Below are 18,223 nucleotides of genomic sequence, written 5' to 3'. Positions count from 1 at the left end.
AAATTTATCGAAGTAATTTAAATGATTATTATAGAAGTGAGCTTTGGGTAAGTGACTCAATTCGGTGTTAATGTAAGCGCTGGAGTGCTTCGAGTTACGTTCCTAATGTTTTAAATTGGTCTCTAGCTATAGTTCTTATTAAATAGTGGGGCTTACCATTTTTAATACTTAAAGAGCGCGCCTTATTTTGCTTATTTATGATTAGCTACAACCAGAAAGTAGTTTATAAAAGCCCATTTCGTAACCAAAAAGGCTTGTTTCTAAACCACAGAGTCATAATAAGCTTTTCACCTTCGATAACGGTATTACCTCGATGAATGCTACTGGTTTCTCTTTTACCTTGTTCGTTAGTATTATTGAAAATAAGTACTTTACCAACTTCCGGTTTAACCGATAAGAATGGTTCTTTAAACTCTGTTTCACCACCTGAAAAATCTTCGTTAAAATAGAAAATTGCGGTTTTGTTTCTTTGCCCAAACTGTTCAATATGACTTTCTATTTCTCTCGTATGCGGAAATATATGGTCATAATGCCACTTATAATACTGTCCGCTTTTATAGCTTAAAATTACTGGAGGTTCGGCGAAAATTATTGGTTCATTTGCTGCTTTAGCGATTGAGTATTCTAGCAGGGCCAGTGCCATAGAGGTATTTGGTAGCGGTGTAGGGAAGTGGGCGTTATTTCTGATGCTTTCGTCTTTACTATTATTTCCTTCACCTCCAAATAATGAAACGTCTTTGAGATTAGGTATACAGGTTTCGAGTATGTCATTTATTTGGGCTTTAGAAACCATTAAATTAGTGGTGTATTTAGAGTCGTCCAGCGCTGTGCCTTCATACTCTAAGTTACTAAAATCTCTGAATCTATTGAGTAACTTTATTTGAGTTTCCTGACAAAAATCTGAGAAAATTTTTGTCGTATAATCGCTTAACTTTTTAATTTCATCAATTGCTGTGTTATTTTTGTTAACTAAACCTATTGAATTTAAGTAATCAGCCAGCACAAATAAAGCCGGTGTTTGCCACTTTAGGTTAGCCGCTATTGCCATTGCCAGCTCTTTAAATGAGCATTCACTTCTAATGGCGTGAACTAGCCATTGGTTCGAAAAATCAGAGCTTTGTTTAGCTAAATCTAAGATGGCTTGATGATCTAGTTTACCAAAGTGTTTTAATTCAAGTGCTTTTAGGAAATTCATAGTATCAATTGAAACATTGCCAATGTAGTTTAAAATATCCAAGATGGAGGTTAATTTCAAATACTATTCGTGATAACCATGCTAATTTTATCGCAACATTGTGTGAAAAAAAGATAACTAGCAAATAGTCCTTGAGTAAAATATTTTGCTTAGTATAATAGCGCCTCACTTCTAGAGTCTCTCTTAATTCCCAAGCAACTAAGAACCACTCGTTAAGTGTAAGTACAATTTGAAGGGGTATAGTTCCAATTGGTAGAACAGCGGTCTCCAAAACCGACGGTTGGGAGTTCGAATCTCTCTACCCCTGCCATCTTTTGAGTAAAGTGCGAACGTCTAAATTTCTTCGTGCTTTAAAATTTAATCTCGACAGCGTCGAGGTTGCTTAGTCTTAGATTAGACATGTAATTACAGGTAGTAGATATGAATGCAAGTACTGAACAAGAACCAAGTGGTTCACTCGATTTCTTAAAGTGGGGCGTTATCGTGCTGCTTTTAGCTGGCGCAGTAGTGGGTAATTACTTATTTGCTGAGCAGTCAGTACTTGTTCGTGCCTTAGCGGTAGTAGCAACTATTATTGTTGCAGGTCTTGTTGCTATGCAAACAGTAAAAGGTCGTAATGCTGTAGCATTTGCAAGAGAATCACGCACTGAAGTTCGTAAAGTAGTTTGGCCAACACGCCAAGAAGCGGTTCAAACGACAGGTATTGTATTAGTGGCCACATTGATTATGTCTTTACTACTTTGGGGATTGGACTCTGTTCTATTTTGGGTAGTAGGATTAATTACTGGCTTAAAAGTAGGTTAAAGGTAATATCATGACTGAAGAAATCACAAACTCAGAGTCGCTTGAAGAAACAAGCAAACCAAAATTGCGTTGGTATGTTGTACAAGCATTTTCAGGTTATGAAGGTCGAGTTCAAAAAACATTAGCTGAGCATATTGAAATTCATAGCTTGCAAGATAAGTTTGGTGAAATTTTAGTGCCAACTGAAGAAGTAATTGAAATGCGTGCTGGCCAAAAACGTAAAAGTGCCCGTAAATTTTTCCCTGGCTATGTATTAGTACAAATGGCGATGGATGAAGAAGCATGGCATTTGGTTAAGTCTGTACCACGTGTACTAGGCTTTATCGGTGGTACTTCTGATCGCCCTGCGCCAATTACGCAAAAAGAAGCTGATCGTATATTACAACGCCTTGAAGATACTGATAAGCCGAAACCTAAAACATTGTTTGAACCAGGTGAAGTGGTTCGTGTTATCGACGGTCCATTTGCTGACTTTAATGGTGTTGTTGAAGAGCTTGATTACGAGAAGAATCGCATTAAAGTTTCAGTGCTTATTTTCGGTCGCTCAACGCCTGTTGATTTAGAGTTTGGTCAAGTAGAAAAAGGCTAGTTAATATTTTCCTTTGAAAAACCAGAGTTGATACTCTGGTTTTTTTATGTCTGAAATTTGTCACTAAAGTCTCCGGCATAGTATGCTTGGCCATTCATTTTAAGTTCAAATCGTTTGAGACAAAAAAAATTATGCAGCAATATCGCTGGCAAATAGTAAAATCGTGGCCAAGACTCGTTACATTCACTTTAATTTCTGCTGTAATGATAATTGCTGCTATTGCATCTTTTGATTGGTCTGGTGAATATTCAGGTTTTTTTGTGCTGGGTATCTTAGGCGCGATAACGGCAAATGCTACGGGTGCCGGTGGTGGTGTTGTTTTCGTGCCTTCGTTTCGATTACTTGGCTTACCAAGTGATGTGATTATTGCAACCAGTTTTGCCATTCAAAGTTGTGGTATGGCAGTAGGAAGCCTCTCTTGGCTATGGTTTTATCGCAGACAAAATTCACTTTCGCAATTGGCGCATGTGCTGAAAGTAAGTGTACCTTTTTCTATATTAGGCTTGTGGTTAGTGCAATACGCACCAATTCAAGCAGCTACTTCTGTTGATAATATCTTTAATATTTTCTCCTCTATTTTTGGAGTTGTTGTATTGTGCCATTGTGTTTTGGTGAAGCAGTGTACATATAAAAATGAGCGTCATAAGTTGCAACAAGGTGAGCAGGCTATTGTTGCGATTTGTAGCTTTTTAGGCGGCATCATAACAGCATGGATATCGGTTGGTGTTGGTGAAATTATCGCCGTCGTTTTATTGCTGCAGGGATTTTCTATCATGTTTTCCGTTGCCGCTGGGGTTATTGTTTCCTGCCTAACGGTTTGGGCTGGCTTGCCTTACTTTTGGTCAGGTACGGCAATTCATGTTGACATCTTGATGTTTGCTATTCCTGGCGCAATCGTTGGTGCATTCTTAGCGAGATTTATCGCTCAGGCACTAGGCGCAAAGCCGTTGAAATTCTTTTTGGGTAGTTGGATTCTTTTTGTTGGTTTGTATGGATTGCTAAATTAAATGAACTTAACGTTGTTTTTTTAAACAAAATATAGCTTATGCCTTGCGTTTTAATTGCTGAATAATATATAATCCGCTGCCGATTTTATCTTGCTAGAGGTAAAATCGATTTTTGTTAACGGGGAGCTGATTTTAATATTAGCGTTTGAACCCATACTAAAGGTATTAAAACCATGGCTAAAAAAGTCACAGCTTTAATCAAGCTACAAGTTGCTGCTGGTGCAGCAAACCCGTCACCACCAGTTGGTCCTGCACTAGGTCAACACGGTGTGAACATCATGGAATTCTGTAAAGCGTTTAACGCAAAAACAGATTCTTTAGAAAAGGGCGCTCCAGTTCCTGTAGTAATTACAGTATATGCTGACCGTTCTTTCACATTTGATACAAAAACACCACCTGCTTCTTACTTACTTAAGAAAGCGGCTGGTATCAAGAGCGGTTCAGGTCGTCCTAACACTGAAAAAGTTGGTACTGTTACTACAGCACAACTTGAAGAAATCGTTAAGATGAAAGAACCAGATCTTACTGCTGGCTCGATGGAAGCTGCAGTGCGTACAATTGCGGGTTCTGCTCGTTCAATGGGTTTAGTGGTAGAGGACTAATCAATGGCTAAATTATCAAAACGCGCTCGTCTTATCCGTGAAAAAGTAGACGTATTAAAAGAATATGACATCAACGAAGCGATTTCTTTATTAAAAGAATTAGCTACTGCTAACTTTCGTGAAAGTGTAGACGTTGCTGTTAACCTTGGCATTGATGCTCGTAAATCAGATCAAAACGTACGTGGTGCGACTGTATTACCACACGGTACTGGTCGTGATGTTCGTGTTGCTGTATTTACACAAGGCGCAAACGCAGAGAAAGCTAAAGAAGCTGGTGCTGACGTTGTAGGTATGGAAGATTTAGCAGAACAAGTTAAAGCCGGTAACATGGACTTTGACGTGGTAATTGCTACTCCAGATGCTATGCGTGTTGTAGGTCAACTAGGTCAAATCTTAGGCCCTCGTGGTTTAATGCCTAACCCTAAAGTTGGCACAGTAACTCCTGACGTTACTACAGCAGTTAACAATGCTAAAGCGGGTCAAATCCGCTACCGCAATGACAAAAACGGTATCATCCATACTACTATCGGTAAGGCTGATTTCGAAGATGCTAAATTGCAACAAAACCTTGAAGCATTATTGGAAGCGCTTAAGAAAGCAAAACCAGCTAACGCTAAAGGTCAGTTTATTAAGAAAATTTCTGTATCAACTACTATGGGGGCCGGTGTTTCGGTAAACCAAGCTAGCTTGACACTTTAATTTTCTGTAAAGCATCGGTTTTCGATACTTTACAAGGGCGAAATTGTAGACTATAATTTCGCCCCTTAAATTTTGGTAGGTGTTGTCTATTCATTAGCATTTATTTGCTTGAGACAACCCCGTCAAAGACCGTAGGAGCCGATATGATTCTTCATAAAAAGCTTAATTTTTCCTACGTAGATGGTGATTACCCAGTATTTCCTAATTCTGGTCCTCGCCGTAACGGCCTAAGCTAATATTTATTAGTTTAGGGATAGTAAATACCGGTTTTTTATTGCCGGTGAACCAGGAGTAAAGCCAATGGCTATCAATCTTGATGACAAAAAAGCAATTGTTGCTGAAGTTCAAGACGCTGCCAAAGGCGCTCAGTCAGCTGTAATCGCGGATTCACGCGGTGTTACAGTTGAAGCAATTACTGTTTTACGTAAGCAAGCTCGTGAAAATGGTGTATGGATGAAAGTTATCCGTAACACATTAGCACGTCGTGCATTACAAGGTTCTGACTTCGAATGTGTTTCTGACACATTAGTTGGTCCATCACTAATTGCATTTTCAAACGAGCATCCAGGTGCAGCAGCGCGTTTATTCACTGACTTCGCTAAAACTAACGAAGAATTTGAAGTAAAAGCAGCAGCATTTGAAGGTAATGCAGTAGACGTAAATATGTTAGCTAAGCTACCAACTTACGACGAAGCAATTGCACGTTTAATGAGCGCTATGAAAGAAGCATCTGCTGGCAAACTTTGCCGCACGATTGCTGCAGTACGCGATCAGAAAGAGCAAGAAGCTGCTTAATAATTGTTTACCTCTTACTAATAAGAGCACAATTCGCACTTTTTGTATTTATAGTTATTTATAACAGTCATAGAGACTGTTACTTAAAACAGGAAATTTAAAATGTCTATTTCTAAAGACGATATCCTAAATGCTATTGCTGAAATGTCAGTAATGGACGTAGTTGAACTAATCGAAGCAATGGAAGAGAAGTTCGGCGTATCTGCAGCTGCTGCAGTTGCTGTTGCTGGCGGTGACGCTGGTGGTGCTGCTGAAGAGCAAACTGAATTCGACGTAATCTTAACTGGTTTCGGTGAGAAGAAAGTTGCAGTAATCAAAGCCGTTCGTGGCGCTACAGGTCTTGGCTTAAAAGAAGCTAAAGACTTAGTTGAATCAGCTCCTAAAGCACTTAAAGAAGGTGTTGAAAAAGCTGAAGCTGAAGAACTTAAGAAAGCTCTTGAAGAAGCAGGTGCTTCTGTTGAGATCAAATAATCTGTTTTTAAACAGATTATTTGCCTGAAAAGGCAATGGCTGGTGATTTAAACGTCACCGGCCTTTTTGCGCTAAAGAAAGTGGTTTTTTTTTGAACCAAAACAGTGCATTATTTGATGCTTAGATTATTCTAAAGTATCACTGCAATATCCTGTCTGATACCAATTGGATTAGATAATAGCCAAATTACACAACGTAAATTGCGCCATTATTTAAATCCAATTGGTATTTTAAGGCAGATTCGGCCATAACCAGCAAGCTGAGGAACCCCATGGTTTACTCTTACTCTGAAAAGAAACGTATTCGTAAGGACTTTGGTAAAAGTGCACAAGTAATGGATTACCCATTCTTGTTATCAATCCAACTCGAATCTTTCCGTAAGTTTATTGATATTGATCCAACAGGTGAAACAGGCCTAGAGGCTGCGTTTCGTTCTATTTTTCCAATTAAAGCCTATTCTGGTAGTTCAGAATTACAATTTGTAAGTTACCGCTTGGGCGAGCCGTTATTTGATGTTAAAGAATGTCAAATTCGCGGAGTTACTTATTCTGCACCGTTACGCGTGAAGTTGCGTTTAGTTGTTTATGATAAAGAAGCAGCAGCGGGCACAGTTAAAGATATCAAAGAACAAGAAGTATACATGGGCGAAATCCCATTAATGACTGACAATGGTACATTTGTCATTAATGGTACAGAGCGTGTTATTGTTTCTCAATTACATCGTTCTCCTGGTGTGTTTTTCGATCACGATAAAGGTAAAACACACTCTTCAGGTAAAGTGTTATATAACGCACGCGTTATTCCTTACCGTGGTTCTTGGTTGGATTTTGAATTTGATCCAAAAGATAATTTATTCGTACGTATTGACCGTCGTCGTAAATTACCAGCGTCGATCATTTTACGTGCCTTAGAATACTCGACTGAAGAAATTCTAGCGATTTTCTACGATACAACAAATTTTGAAATTAAAGGCGATAAGCTAGTAATGGATTTAATTCCAGAACGCTTACGTGGTGAAACGGCAACGTTTGACGTAAAACTTCCAAATGGTGATGTTTTAGTTGAGCAAGGTCGTCGTATTACCGCTCGTCATATCCGTACCTTATCAAAAGAAAAAATTGATACTTTAGAAGTACCAGCAGAATACATTGTTGGTAAAGTACTTTCTAAAGCGTATATTGATGAGTCTACTGGTGAAGTTATTGCTGATGCCAATGCTGAAATCACCTTAGAATTATTGGCTGAATTAAGCCAAGCAGGTCATAAAGTACTTTCTACTTTATATATGAACGAATTTGATGTTGGTTCATACATGTCTGATACCTTACGCGTAGATAGCTCAACTAACCGCTTAGAAGCGCTAGTTGAAATTTACCGTATGATGCGTCCGGGCGAGCCGCCAACAAAAGATGCAGCAGATACGTTATTTAATAACTTATTCTTCTCTCTTGAGCGTTATGACTTATCGACTGTTGGTCGTATGAAGTTCAACCGTCGTGTTGGCAATGCTGACTCGGTAGGTGATGGTATATTATCTAACGACGATATTATTTCAGTAATGAAAACCTTAATCGCTATTCGTGACGGTAAAGGTGAAGTTGATGATATCGATCACTTAGGTAACCGTCGTATACGTTCAGTAGGTGAAATGGCAGAAAACCAATTCCGTGTTGGTCTAGTACGTGTTGAACGTGCTGTTCGTGAACGTTTAAGTCTTGGTGATTTAGACGCGATTATGCCGCAAGATTTAATTAACGCTAAGCCAATTTCAGCTGCCGTTAAAGAATTCTTCGGTTCTTCACAGTTATCGCAATTTATGGACCAAAACAACCCGCTTTCAGAAGTAACGCATAAGCGTCGTATTTCTGCTTTAGGCCCGGGTGGTTTAACACGTGAACGTGCTGGTTTCGAAGTACGTGACGTACATCCAACTCACTACGGTCGTGTTTGTCCAATTGAAACGCCGGAAGGTCCAAACATTGGTTTGATCAATTCGCTTTCATGTTACGCGCGTACTAATGATTACGGTTTCTTAGAAACCCCTTATCGTAAAATTGTTGATGGTTATGTAACTGACGAAGTTGATTATTTATCAGCAATTGAAGAAGGTAACTTTGTTATCGCACAAACAACGGCTGATGTTGATGGCTTAGTACCTTGTCGTCATAAAAACGAATTTACTTTGATGTCTGCTGAGCAAGTTCAGTATATGGACGTATCACCACAACAAATCGTTTCTGTTGCTGCATCACTTATTCCGTTCCTAGAACACGATGATGCTAACCGTGCTTTGATGGGCTCGAACATGCAACGTCAGGCTGTACCTACACTGAAAGTGGATAAGCCACTTGTTGGTACTGGCATGGAAAAAATTGTTGCTGTTGACTCTGGTGTAACGGTTGTTGCTAAACGTGGTGGTGTTGTTGATTACGTAGATGCATCTCGTATCGTTGTTAAAGTTAATGAAAATGAAATGGTAGCTGGTGAAGCTGGTATTGATATTTACAACTTAACAAAGTACACGCGTTCTAACCAAAACACTTGTATTAACCAACGTCCATTGTGTCGTATGGCTGAGCCAGTAGTTCGTGGTGATGTTTTAGCTGATGGTCCGTCTACAGATATGGGTGAATTGGCACTTGGCCAAAACATGCGTATCGCGTTTATGCCTTGGAATGGTTACAACTTTGAGGATTCAATGTTGTTATCTGAGCGTGTTGCTCAAGAAGACCGTTTCACGACTATTCATATTCAAGAATTAAGCTGTATTGCTCGTGATACTAAGCTAGGTAGTGAAGAGATCACTGCTGATATTCCAAATGTTGGTGAATCTGCATTATCTAAATTAGATGAAGCAGGTGTTGTTTACATTGGTGCTGAAGTTAACGGTGGCGATATCTTAGTAGGTAAAGTAACACCTAAAGGTGAAACGCAACTTACGCCAGAAGAAAAGCTTTTACGTGCTATCTTCGGTGAAAAAGCAGCTGACGTTAAAGACAGTTCGTTACGTGTACCTAACTCAGTATCAGGTACCATCATCGACGTTCAAATCTTTACTCGCGACGGTGTTGAAAAAGATGCTCGTGCAGTAGAAATTGAAGAAATGCAACTTAAACAAGTTAAGAAAGACTTGGGTGATGAGTTCAGCATTTTAGAAGATGGTATTTATGCTCGTGCTAAGAAATTATTGTTAGCGTCTGGTTTAAATGAGTCTGATCTTAACAGCATGTCTCGTGACAAGTGGTTAGTACAGAACCTAGCTGATGAAGGTCAGCAGTCTGAACTTGAACAAATTGCTGAACAATATGACGCAATTAAAGCTGACTTCGATAAAAAGTATGAAGTTAAGCGTCGTAAGATCACACAAGGTGATGACTTAGCACCAGGTGTTCTTAAAATTGTTAAAGTTTACTTAGCTGTTAAACGCCGTATTCAACCAGGTGATAAAATGGCTGGTCGTCACGGTAACAAAGGTGTTATTTCAAACGTAGTACCTGTTGAAGATATGCCTTACGATGAACACGGTGTACCGGTTGATGTTGTACTTAACCCGTTGGGTGTACCATCACGTATGAACATCGGTCAGATCCTAGAAACACATTTAGGTATGGCTGCTCGTGGTATTGGTGAAAAAATTAACCGTATGTTGCAAGCTCAACAAGAAATTCACAAATTACGTGAATTCTTAAAAGAAGTTTACAACTTAGGTGAGTCGCGCCAAGACGTTGATATTGATTCATTCTCTGATGATGAGATTATGCGTTTAGCAGGTAACTTACGTGCCGGTCTTCCAATTGCTACACCAGTATTTGACGGTGCGAGCGAGCGTGAGATTAAAGACTTATTCAAACTAGCTGATATGCCAGAAAGTGGTCAGTTTACTCTTACAGATGGCCGTACTGGTCGTGAGTTTGAACGTCCAGTAACTGTTGGTTACATGTACATGTTAAAACTAAACCATTTAGTTGATGACAAGATGCATGCACGTTCAACTGGTTCATACAGCCTTGTAACGCAACAACCATTAGGTGGTAAAGCTCAGTTTGGTGGTCAGCGTTTCGGTGAGATGGAAGTATGGGCATTAGAAGCATACGGTGCTGCTTATACCCTACAAGAAATGCTTACTGTTAAGTCTGATGATGTAAACGGTCGTACTAAGATGTATAAGAACTTAGTAGACGGTGATCACAGAATGGAACCAGGTATTCCTGAGTCATTCAACGTATTGTTGAAAGAGATTCGCTCGTTGGGTATCAACATCGAATTGGATCAGGAATAGGCTACCTAAAGCTACATTGCTGACTTTGAGTGAATACTTAAAGTCAGTACAGGGAAAGAGCAGATGGCTGCTCTTTCCGGTATTTAACTCCGACAGGAGATAGAGTGTGAAAGATTTACTTAAGTTTCTTAAGCAACAAAATCAAACTGAAGAGTTCGATGGTATTCGCATCGGACTAGCTTCACCTGACATGATTCGTTCATGGTCATTTGGTGAAGTAAAGAAACCTGAGACGATTAACTATCGTACTTTTAAGCCAGAACGTGATGGTTTGTTCTGTGCGCGTATTTTTGGTCCAGTTAAAGACTACGAATGTCTTTGTGGCAAATACAAACGCCTTAAGCACCGTGGTGTAATTTGTGAAAAATGTGGCGTTGAAGTTACATTAACTAAAGTTCGTCGTGACCGTATGGGTCATATCGAATTAGCAAGCCCAGTTGCTCATATTTGGTTCTTAAAGTCATTGCCATCTCGTATTGGTCTATTATTAGACATGACGCTACGTGATATTGAGCGTGTGCTTTACTTTGAATCTTATGTTGTTACCGAGCCTGGTATGACGACATTAGAGAAAAGCCAAATTCTAACGGAAGAAGAATATCTTGATGCGTTAGAAGAGCACGGTGATGAATTTGACGCCCTTATGGGTGCTGAAGCGGTTCTAGCTTTACTACAACAAATCGACCTTGACGGTGAAGTAGCGCAAATGCGTGAAGAATTACCTGAGATTGGTAGTGAAACTAAGCGTAAGAAAATTACAAAACGTTTAAAATTAATGGAAGCATTCGCAGCTTCAGGTAATAAGCCTGAGTGGATGATCATGAACGTTTTACCAATTTTACCACCAGATTTACGTCCATTAGTACCACTAGATGGCGGTCGTTTTGCGACTTCTGATCTTAACGATCTTTACCGTCGTGTTATTAACCGTAATAACCGTTTGAAACGTCTTCTAGATCTAGTTGCACCAGACATTATCGTACGTAACGAAAAACGTATGTTACAAGAATCTGTTGATGCACTTTTAGATAATGGTCGTCGTGGTCGTGCAATTACCGGTTCTAACAAGCGTCCTCTTAAATCTCTTGCCGATATGATCAAAGGTAAGCAAGGTCGTTTCCGTCAGAACTTACTAGGTAAACGTGTTGACTACTCTGGTCGTTCTGTTATTACCGTTGGTCCAACGTTACGTTTACACCAGTGTGGTTTACCTAAAAAAATGGCACTTGAGTTATTCAAGCCATTTATCTACGGTAAATTAGAAGCACGTGGCCTAGCGACTACAATTAAAGCAGCTAAGAAATTAGTTGAACGTGAAGGCGCTGAAGTTTGGGATGTACTTGATGAAGTAATCCGCGAACATCCGGTTATGCTTAACCGTGCACCGACTCTTCATAGACTAGGTATCCAAGCTTTTGAGCCAGTACTAATTGAAGGTAAAGCGATTCACTTGCATCCGTTAGTTTGTGCGGCATATAACGCCGATTTCGATGGTGACCAAATGGCGGTACACGTACCGTTGACAATCGAAGCACAAATGGAAGCACGTACGTTGATGATGTCAACGAACAACGTACTTTCACCAGCGAATGGTGACCCAATCATCGTACCATCACAGGATGTTGTATTAGGTTTATATTACCTAACACGTGATCGTGTAAATGGTTTAGGTGAAGGTATGGTATTTACCGACACTAAAGAAGCTGAAAAGGCATACCGCACAGGTGTTGCTGAACTTCATGCTCGCGTTAAAATTCGTATTACTGAACATATTCGTAATGATGAAGGTGAATTAGTTGCACATACTAATTTACGTGATACTACTGTTGGTCGTGCTATTTTATGGCAAGTTTGTCCTGAAGGTTTACCTTATGACTTAATTGACCAGCCGTTAGGTAAAAAACCAATTTCAAAACTGATTAACCATGCGTACCGTAATTTAGGTCTTAAAGATACTGTAATCTTTGCTGACCATATTATGTACACAGGTTTCCACTACGCGATGATCGCGGGTGCTTCAGTTGGTATTGACGATATGGTAATTCCAGATGCGAAATACACCATCATCGAAGATTCAGAAGAAGAAGTTAAAGAAATTCAAAGCCAGTTCGAGCAAGGTCTTGTAACAGCTGGTGAGAAATACAACAAGGTAATCGATATTTGGTCATCAGCGAACGAAAAAGTTTCGAAAGCGATGATGGATAACTTATCGAAAGAGACGATTATCAATCGTGACGGTGAGCCAGAAGAGCAAGACTCTTTCAACTCAATCTTTATGATGGCTGACTCGGGTGCTCGTGGTAGTGCCGCTCAGATTCGTCAGCTAGCGGGTATGCGTGGCTTGATGGCTAAACCAGATGGTTCAATCATTGAAACTCCGATCACAGCTAACTTCCGTGAAGGTTTGAACGTATTACAGTACTTCATATCAACTCACGGTGCGCGTAAAGGTTTGGCCGATACGGCATTGAAAACAGCTAACTCGGGTTACTTAACCCGTCGTCTTGTTGATGTTGCGCAAGATTTGGTTGTTACAGAACATGATTGTGGCACTGAAGACGGCCTACTAATGACACCATTGATTGAAGGTGGTGATGTTGTTGAGCCATTACGTGAACGTGTACTAGGTCGTGTTGTATGTGAAGACGTATTAATTCCAAATACTGATACTGTTTTATTACCACGTAATACGCTAATCGACGAAGCACTTTGTGACGTTATTGAAGAAAATTCAGTAGACCAGATCAAAGTACGTTCAATCATTACTTGTGAAACTGACTTTGGTATTTGTGCTCATTGTTACGGTCGTGACTTAGCACGTGGTCATATGATCAACCAAGGTGAAGCAATTGGTGTTGTAGCTGCACAGTCAATTGGTGAGCCGGGTACACAGCTTACAATGCGTACGTTCCACATTGGTGGTGCTGCATCTCGAGCTTCTGCTGAAAACTCAGTACAAGTTAAGAATACTGGTACACTTAAGCTTCAAAATGCGAAGTTTGTAACGAACTCCGAAGATCACTTAGTCATTACCTCTCGTTCATCAGAACTAACCGTTATTGATGAACTAGGTCGTGAGAAAGAGCGTTATAAAGTGCCATACGGTACTATTCTTTCTAAGAAAGATGGTGAAGCTATTACTTCAGGCGATATCATTGCTAATTGGGATCCGCATACGCATCCAATTATCACTGAGGTAGCTGGTAAGGTTCAATTTGTAGAGCTTGTTGATGGCGTAACTATGGTTCGTCAAACGGATGAACTAACAGGTTTATCTAGCATTGTTGTAACAGAAGCGGGTCAACGTAACTCAGCGGGTAAAGAAATGCGCCCTATGGTTAAACTAGTTGATGCTAAAGGCAATGATGTGATGATTGCTGGTACTGAAATACCTGCACAATACTTCTTACCAGGTAACGCAATTGTTAACCTTGAAGATGGTGCAGAAGTAAATATCGGTGACGCATTAGCACGTATTCCTCAAGAGTCTTCAAAAACTCGTGATATTACCGGTGGTCTTCCACGTGTTGCTGACTTATTTGAAGCACGTAAGCCTAAGCTTCCAGCTATCTTAGCTGAGAAAACAGGTATTATCGGTTTCGGTAAAGAAACAAAAGGTAAAGTACGTTTACTTATCACTCAACCAAGTGGTGAAGTATACGAAGAGATGATCCCTAAAATGCGTCAATTAAACGTGTTTGAAGGTGAATCTGTACTGAAGGGTGAAGTTATTGCCGACGGTCCAGAATCTCCACACGATATCTTACGTCTACGTGGTGTTGCTCCAGTTGCTAACTACATTGTTAACGAAGTACAAGAAGTATACCGTTTACAAGGTGTTAAAATTAACGATAAGCACATCGAAGTTATCGTTCGTCAAATGATCCGCAAGTGTGAGATTTTAGACGCTGGTGATTCTGAGTTCTTGAAAGGCGAAATCCTTGAAGTTGCTCGAGTTAACATCGCTAACCGTGAACTAGAAGCTGAAGGTAAGCAACCAGCTGAATACGAAATGCAAATGATGGGTATTACCAAAGCATCATTAGCGACTGAGTCATTCATCTCAGCAGCATCTTTCCAAGAAACAACACGTGTACTTACTGAAGCAGCCGTTGCTGGTAAGAAAGATACGTTACGTGGCTTGAAAGAAAACGTTATTGTGGGTCGCTTAATTCCGGCAGGTACGGGTTACGCTTACCATCAAGAACGTGCAAAAGCCAAGAATGCTGTTCCTGAGGAAGAAGTAACAGTATCAGCTGATGAAGCTGCTCAAGCACTAACTGATGCATTAAATGCAGATATGTTAGGTGGCGAAGAGTAACGCTTACATTAGCAAAAAATCGGTTTTAACCTGCCCAAGTTCACAATGTGCTTGACAGGTTAAAGCTTGACCTATAGAATTCCGCGACCCTATATTTTGTGCCCTTGTGTATGAAATTTAGAGTCGCGGATTTTCACGTTTATAAGGGTGTAAATTTCCCCATTGATTGGAATTTACACAAATTTAACTAATCGGAGCTATTTAATGGCAACTATTAACCAATTAGTACGTAAACCACGTGTGAAGCAAGTACAAAAAAGTAACGTTCCAGCGTTACAAGCTTGTCCACAACGTCGTGGCGTATGTACTCGTGTGTATACTACTACACCAAAGAAACCAAACTCGGCACTACGTAAAGTAGCTCGTGTTCGTTTAACTAACGGATTCGAAGTTACTTCTTACATCGGTGGTGAAGGTCACAACTTACAAGAGCATAGTGTTATCTTGATTCGTGGTGGTCGTGTTAAAGATTTACCAGGTGTGCGTTACCACACCGTTCGTGGCGCGCTTGACTGTTCAGGTGTTAGCGACAGAAGACAAGGCCGTTCTAAATACGGTGCTAAGCGACCTAAATCTTAAGTTTCCCTTTCTTAGCTATACAGCTAATGAATAGAAACGTTAAGTAAGGCCAAATAACATATTACATTTTGGGTTTATCCTGAATATAACGGAGAATTAAGATGCCAAGAAGACGCGTCGTAGGGCAACGTAAGATATTGCCAGATCCTAAGTTCCATAACGAACTTTTAGCAAAATTCATCAACATCCTTATGGTTGATGGTAAAAAATCTACTGCAGAAAAAATCGTATACGGTGCATTAGACATTTTGACTGAAAAGAACTCTGAAAAAACTCACCTTGAGTTATTCGAAACAGCATTAGACAACATTCGTCCACAAGTGGAAGTAAAGTCTCGTCGTGTTGGTGGTTCTACGTACCAAGTACCAGTTGAAGTTCGTCCAGTGCGTCGTAATGCACTAGCCATGCGTTGGTTAGTTGAAGCAGCTCGTAAACGTGGTGAAAAATCAATGGCTCAGCGCCTAGCTAACGAAATGCTAGATGCGTCTGACAGCAAAGGTTCAGCGGTTAAGAAACGTGAAGACGTTCACCGTATGGCTGAAGCTAACAAAGCATTCGCTCACTACCGTTGGTAGGCGCTATAGGTTAGCAAAAGCTGCTAACTTTTTAGTTGTAAGTGTAATGCCGTGGTTATCATCGAAGGCCAATATTGTCCTAAAGTGATAACCACAACTGTTTTATAATCTGAGTAAATGAGCTCAGAAAGAGGAAGAAATTGTGGCACGTATAACCCCTATTGAGCGTTACCGTAACATTGGTATTTGTGCTCATGTCGATGCCGGTAAAACGACAACAACAGAAAGGGTACTTTTCTATACTGGTCTTTCACATAAGATCGGTGAAGTTCATGATGGCGCAGCCACTATGGATTGGATGGAGCAAGAACAGGAGCGTGGTATTACTATTACCTCTGCTGCAACGACTTGTTTTTGGAAAGGGATGGAAGCACAATTTGAAGACCATCGTATCAATATAATTGACACCCCAGGTCACGTAGATTTTACTATTGAAGTAGAACGCTCATTACGTGTCTTAGATGGTGCTGTATTAGTACTATGTGGTTCTTCAGGAGTTCAACCACAAACTGAAACTGTTTGGCGTCAAATGGAAAAATACTCTGTTCCACGCTTAGTTTTTGTTAATAAGATGGACCGAACAGGCGCCAACTTTTTAACGGTTGTTGAGCAACTCAAATCTCGACTAGAAGCTAATGCAGTACCAATTCATTTAGCAATTGGTGCAGAAGATGACTTTGCTGGTGTTATCGACTTAATAAAAATGAAGGCCATTAACTGGAACGAAAGTGACCAGGGCATGACATTTACTTATGAAGATATCCCTGCAGATATGCAAGATGAAGCTGAAGAATGGCATGAAAATCTTGTTTCTGAAGCTGCAGAAGCCTCTGAAGAATTAATGGATAAATACCTTGAAGAAGGTGAGTTATCCGAAGCAGAAATAAAATCTGCGCTACGTACCCGTACACTGAACAATGAAATTGTCCTATGTTCTTGTGGTTCAGCCTTTAAGAACAAAGGTGTACAAGCAGTACTTGATGCTGTCATTGAATTTTTACCATCGCCAACAGAAGTTGAAGCGATAACTGGTATTAACAATGACAAAAACGAAACTGAGGGAAGTCGTGAAGCGGATGATAAAGCGCCATTTTCAGCTTTAGCATTTAAAATCGCAACTGACCCATTTGTTGGTACGTTAACTTTCTTTCGCGTTTATTCAGGTGTAGTAAAAACTGGTGACAGTATATACAATCCTGTTAAGGGCAAAAAAGAAAGATTTGGTCGTATTGTGCAAATGCATGCGAATGATCGTCAGGAGATAAAAGAAGTACGTGCGGGTGACATCGCTGCCGCTATAGGCTTAAAAGATGTTACTACGGGTGATACGTTATGTGATGCAAATCATGTTATTACACTTGAGCGTATGGAATTTCCTGAACCGGTGATTTCCGTTGCAGTTGAGCCAAAAACTGTTGCAGCCCAAGAAAAAATGGGAATTGCGTTAGGTAAATTGGCCGCAGAAGATCCGTCATTTAGAGTAGTCTCTGATGAAGAGTCGGGTCAAACCATCATTTCAGGTATGGGGGAATTACACCTCGATATCTTAGTTGAGCGCATGAAACGTGAATTTAGCGTTGAATGTAACGTGGGTAATCCTCAAGTGGCTTATCGCGAAACTATTCGTTCAACGGTAGAAGTGGAAGGTAAATTTGTTCGTCAATCAGGTGGTCGTGGTCAATTTGGTCATGTTTGGTTGAAGTTAGAGCCGTTACCAGAAGGTGAAGGTTTTGAATTTGTTGACGAGATTGTTGGTGGTGCTGTTCCTAAAGAATACATTCCAGCAGTTGAAAAAGGCTGTAGAGAGCAAATGGAAAGTGGCGTATTAGCTGGTTATCCATTGTTGGACATTAAAGTCACTCTTTATGATGGCTCTTTTCATGACGTTGACTCAAACGAAATGGCGTTTAAAGTCGCTGCTTCAATGGGCTTCAGACAAGGTGTGCTAGATGCATCACCAGTAATTCTAGAGCCTATGATGAAAGTAGAGGTGATTACGCCAGAAGCAAACATGGGTGATGTCGTGGGCGATTTAAATCGCCGCCGCGGTATGATCGATGGCATGGACGAAGGTCCAGCTGGTTCAAAGGTAGTGAACGCAACAGTTCCACTATCTGAAATGTTTGGTTATGCTACGGCTTTACGTAGTGCAACTCAAGGTCGTGCATCATACTCGATGGAGTTTCAGCAATATAGCGAAGCACCAAAGGTTGTTGCCGACAAAATAATTGAATCTTAGTAAGGCTTTTTGAAAGTCTGGCTCGGTCTTTTGGCCGGGCTTTTAATAAACTTTAAGGTAATTGAAAA

At 40.2% G+C, this 18,223-nt stretch carries 13 protein-coding genes and 1 tRNA gene; 13 read left to right on the top strand and 1 reads right to left on the bottom strand.

The features are described 5' to 3' along the window. Positions 1-223 precede the first annotated feature (223 nt). Positions 224-1,255, bottom strand: coding sequence for a prolyl hydroxylase family protein (locus AC27E9_RS19080; protein WP_487132895.1), 1,032 nt, complete (start codon positions 1,253-1,255; stop codon positions 224-226). Positions 1,256-1,428: 173 nt separating this feature from the next. Between AC27E9_RS19080 and AC27E9_RS19075 the strand changes: the two genes are divergently transcribed. The 13 genes from AC27E9_RS19075 (at position 1,429) to fusA (ending at position 18,155) form a co-directional block, all read left to right on the top strand. Next, positions 1,429-1,505: transfer RNA gene (locus tag AC27E9_RS19075), tRNA-Trp, on the top strand. Between the two features lie 110 nt (positions 1,506-1,615). Beyond that, positions 1,616-1,999: a preprotein translocase subunit SecE gene (gene secE, locus AC27E9_RS19070; protein WP_487132894.1), complete on the top strand. Its 384-nt coding sequence runs from the start codon at positions 1,616-1,618 to the stop codon at positions 1,997-1,999. 10 nt (positions 2,000-2,009) lie between these two features. Next, positions 2,010-2,588, top strand: a complete 579-nt coding sequence (gene nusG / locus AC27E9_RS19065; RefSeq protein ID WP_487132893.1) for a transcription termination/antitermination protein NusG — start codon at positions 2,010-2,012, stop codon at positions 2,586-2,588. A gap of 131 nt (positions 2,589-2,719) precedes the next feature. Then, complete coding sequence (locus tag AC27E9_RS19060) at positions 2,720-3,595, top strand: sulfite exporter TauE/SafE family protein (RefSeq protein ID WP_487132892.1); 876 nt, start codon at positions 2,720-2,722, stop codon at positions 3,593-3,595. A 173-nt stretch (positions 3,596-3,768) separates the two neighbouring features. Next, a complete protein-coding gene (gene rplK, locus AC27E9_RS19055) occupies positions 3,769-4,197 on the top strand; it encodes a 50S ribosomal protein L11 (RefSeq protein ID WP_487082680.1) in 429 nt (142 codons plus the stop codon). 3 nt (positions 4,198-4,200) lie between these two features. Beyond that, on the top strand, positions 4,201-4,896 hold the full coding sequence (rplA, locus tag AC27E9_RS19050; RefSeq protein WP_487132891.1) for a 50S ribosomal protein L1: 696 nt from the start codon (positions 4,201-4,203) through the stop codon (positions 4,894-4,896). 300 nt (positions 4,897-5,196) lie between these two features. After that, positions 5,197-5,691: a 50S ribosomal protein L10 gene (gene rplJ, locus AC27E9_RS19045; RefSeq protein WP_487132890.1), complete on the top strand. Its 495-nt coding sequence runs from the start codon at positions 5,197-5,199 to the stop codon at positions 5,689-5,691. Positions 5,692-5,793: 102 nt separating this feature from the next. Then, positions 5,794-6,162: a 50S ribosomal protein L7/L12 gene (gene rplL, locus AC27E9_RS19040; RefSeq protein WP_487082677.1), complete on the top strand. Its 369-nt coding sequence runs from the start codon at positions 5,794-5,796 to the stop codon at positions 6,160-6,162. Positions 6,163-6,433: 271 nt separating this feature from the next. Continuing rightward, positions 6,434-10,441 carry a DNA-directed RNA polymerase subunit beta gene (gene rpoB, locus AC27E9_RS19035; RefSeq protein WP_487132889.1) on the top strand — a complete coding sequence of 1,336 codons (4,008 nt, stop codon included), beginning with the start codon at positions 6,434-6,436 and terminating at the stop codon, positions 10,439-10,441. Positions 10,442-10,547: 106 nt separating this feature from the next. Next, positions 10,548-14,762, top strand: a complete 4,215-nt coding sequence (gene rpoC / locus AC27E9_RS19030) for a DNA-directed RNA polymerase subunit beta' (RefSeq protein ID WP_487132888.1) — start codon at positions 10,548-10,550, stop codon at positions 14,760-14,762. A 204-nt stretch (positions 14,763-14,966) separates the two neighbouring features. Continuing rightward, the gene (gene rpsL, locus AC27E9_RS19025) at positions 14,967-15,341 is read left to right on the top strand and encodes a 30S ribosomal protein S12 (protein WP_487082674.1); all 375 of its coding nucleotides are present in this window, start codon (positions 14,967-14,969) and stop codon (positions 15,339-15,341) included. Positions 15,342-15,442: 101 nt separating this feature from the next. Next, complete coding sequence (rpsG, locus tag AC27E9_RS19020) at positions 15,443-15,916, top strand: 30S ribosomal protein S7 (RefSeq protein WP_077288472.1); 474 nt, start codon at positions 15,443-15,445, stop codon at positions 15,914-15,916. A 142-nt stretch (positions 15,917-16,058) separates the two neighbouring features. Beyond that, the gene (gene fusA / locus AC27E9_RS19015) at positions 16,059-18,155 is read left to right on the top strand and encodes an elongation factor G (protein WP_487132887.1); all 2,097 of its coding nucleotides are present in this window, start codon (positions 16,059-16,061) and stop codon (positions 18,153-18,155) included. Positions 18,156-18,223: the final 68 nt, after the last annotated feature.

It is taken from the genome of Colwellia meonggei, from assembly GCF_057537295.1.
Note: the sequence above shows the minus strand (reverse complement) of the source record. Positions and strands in the feature narration are given on the sequence as shown.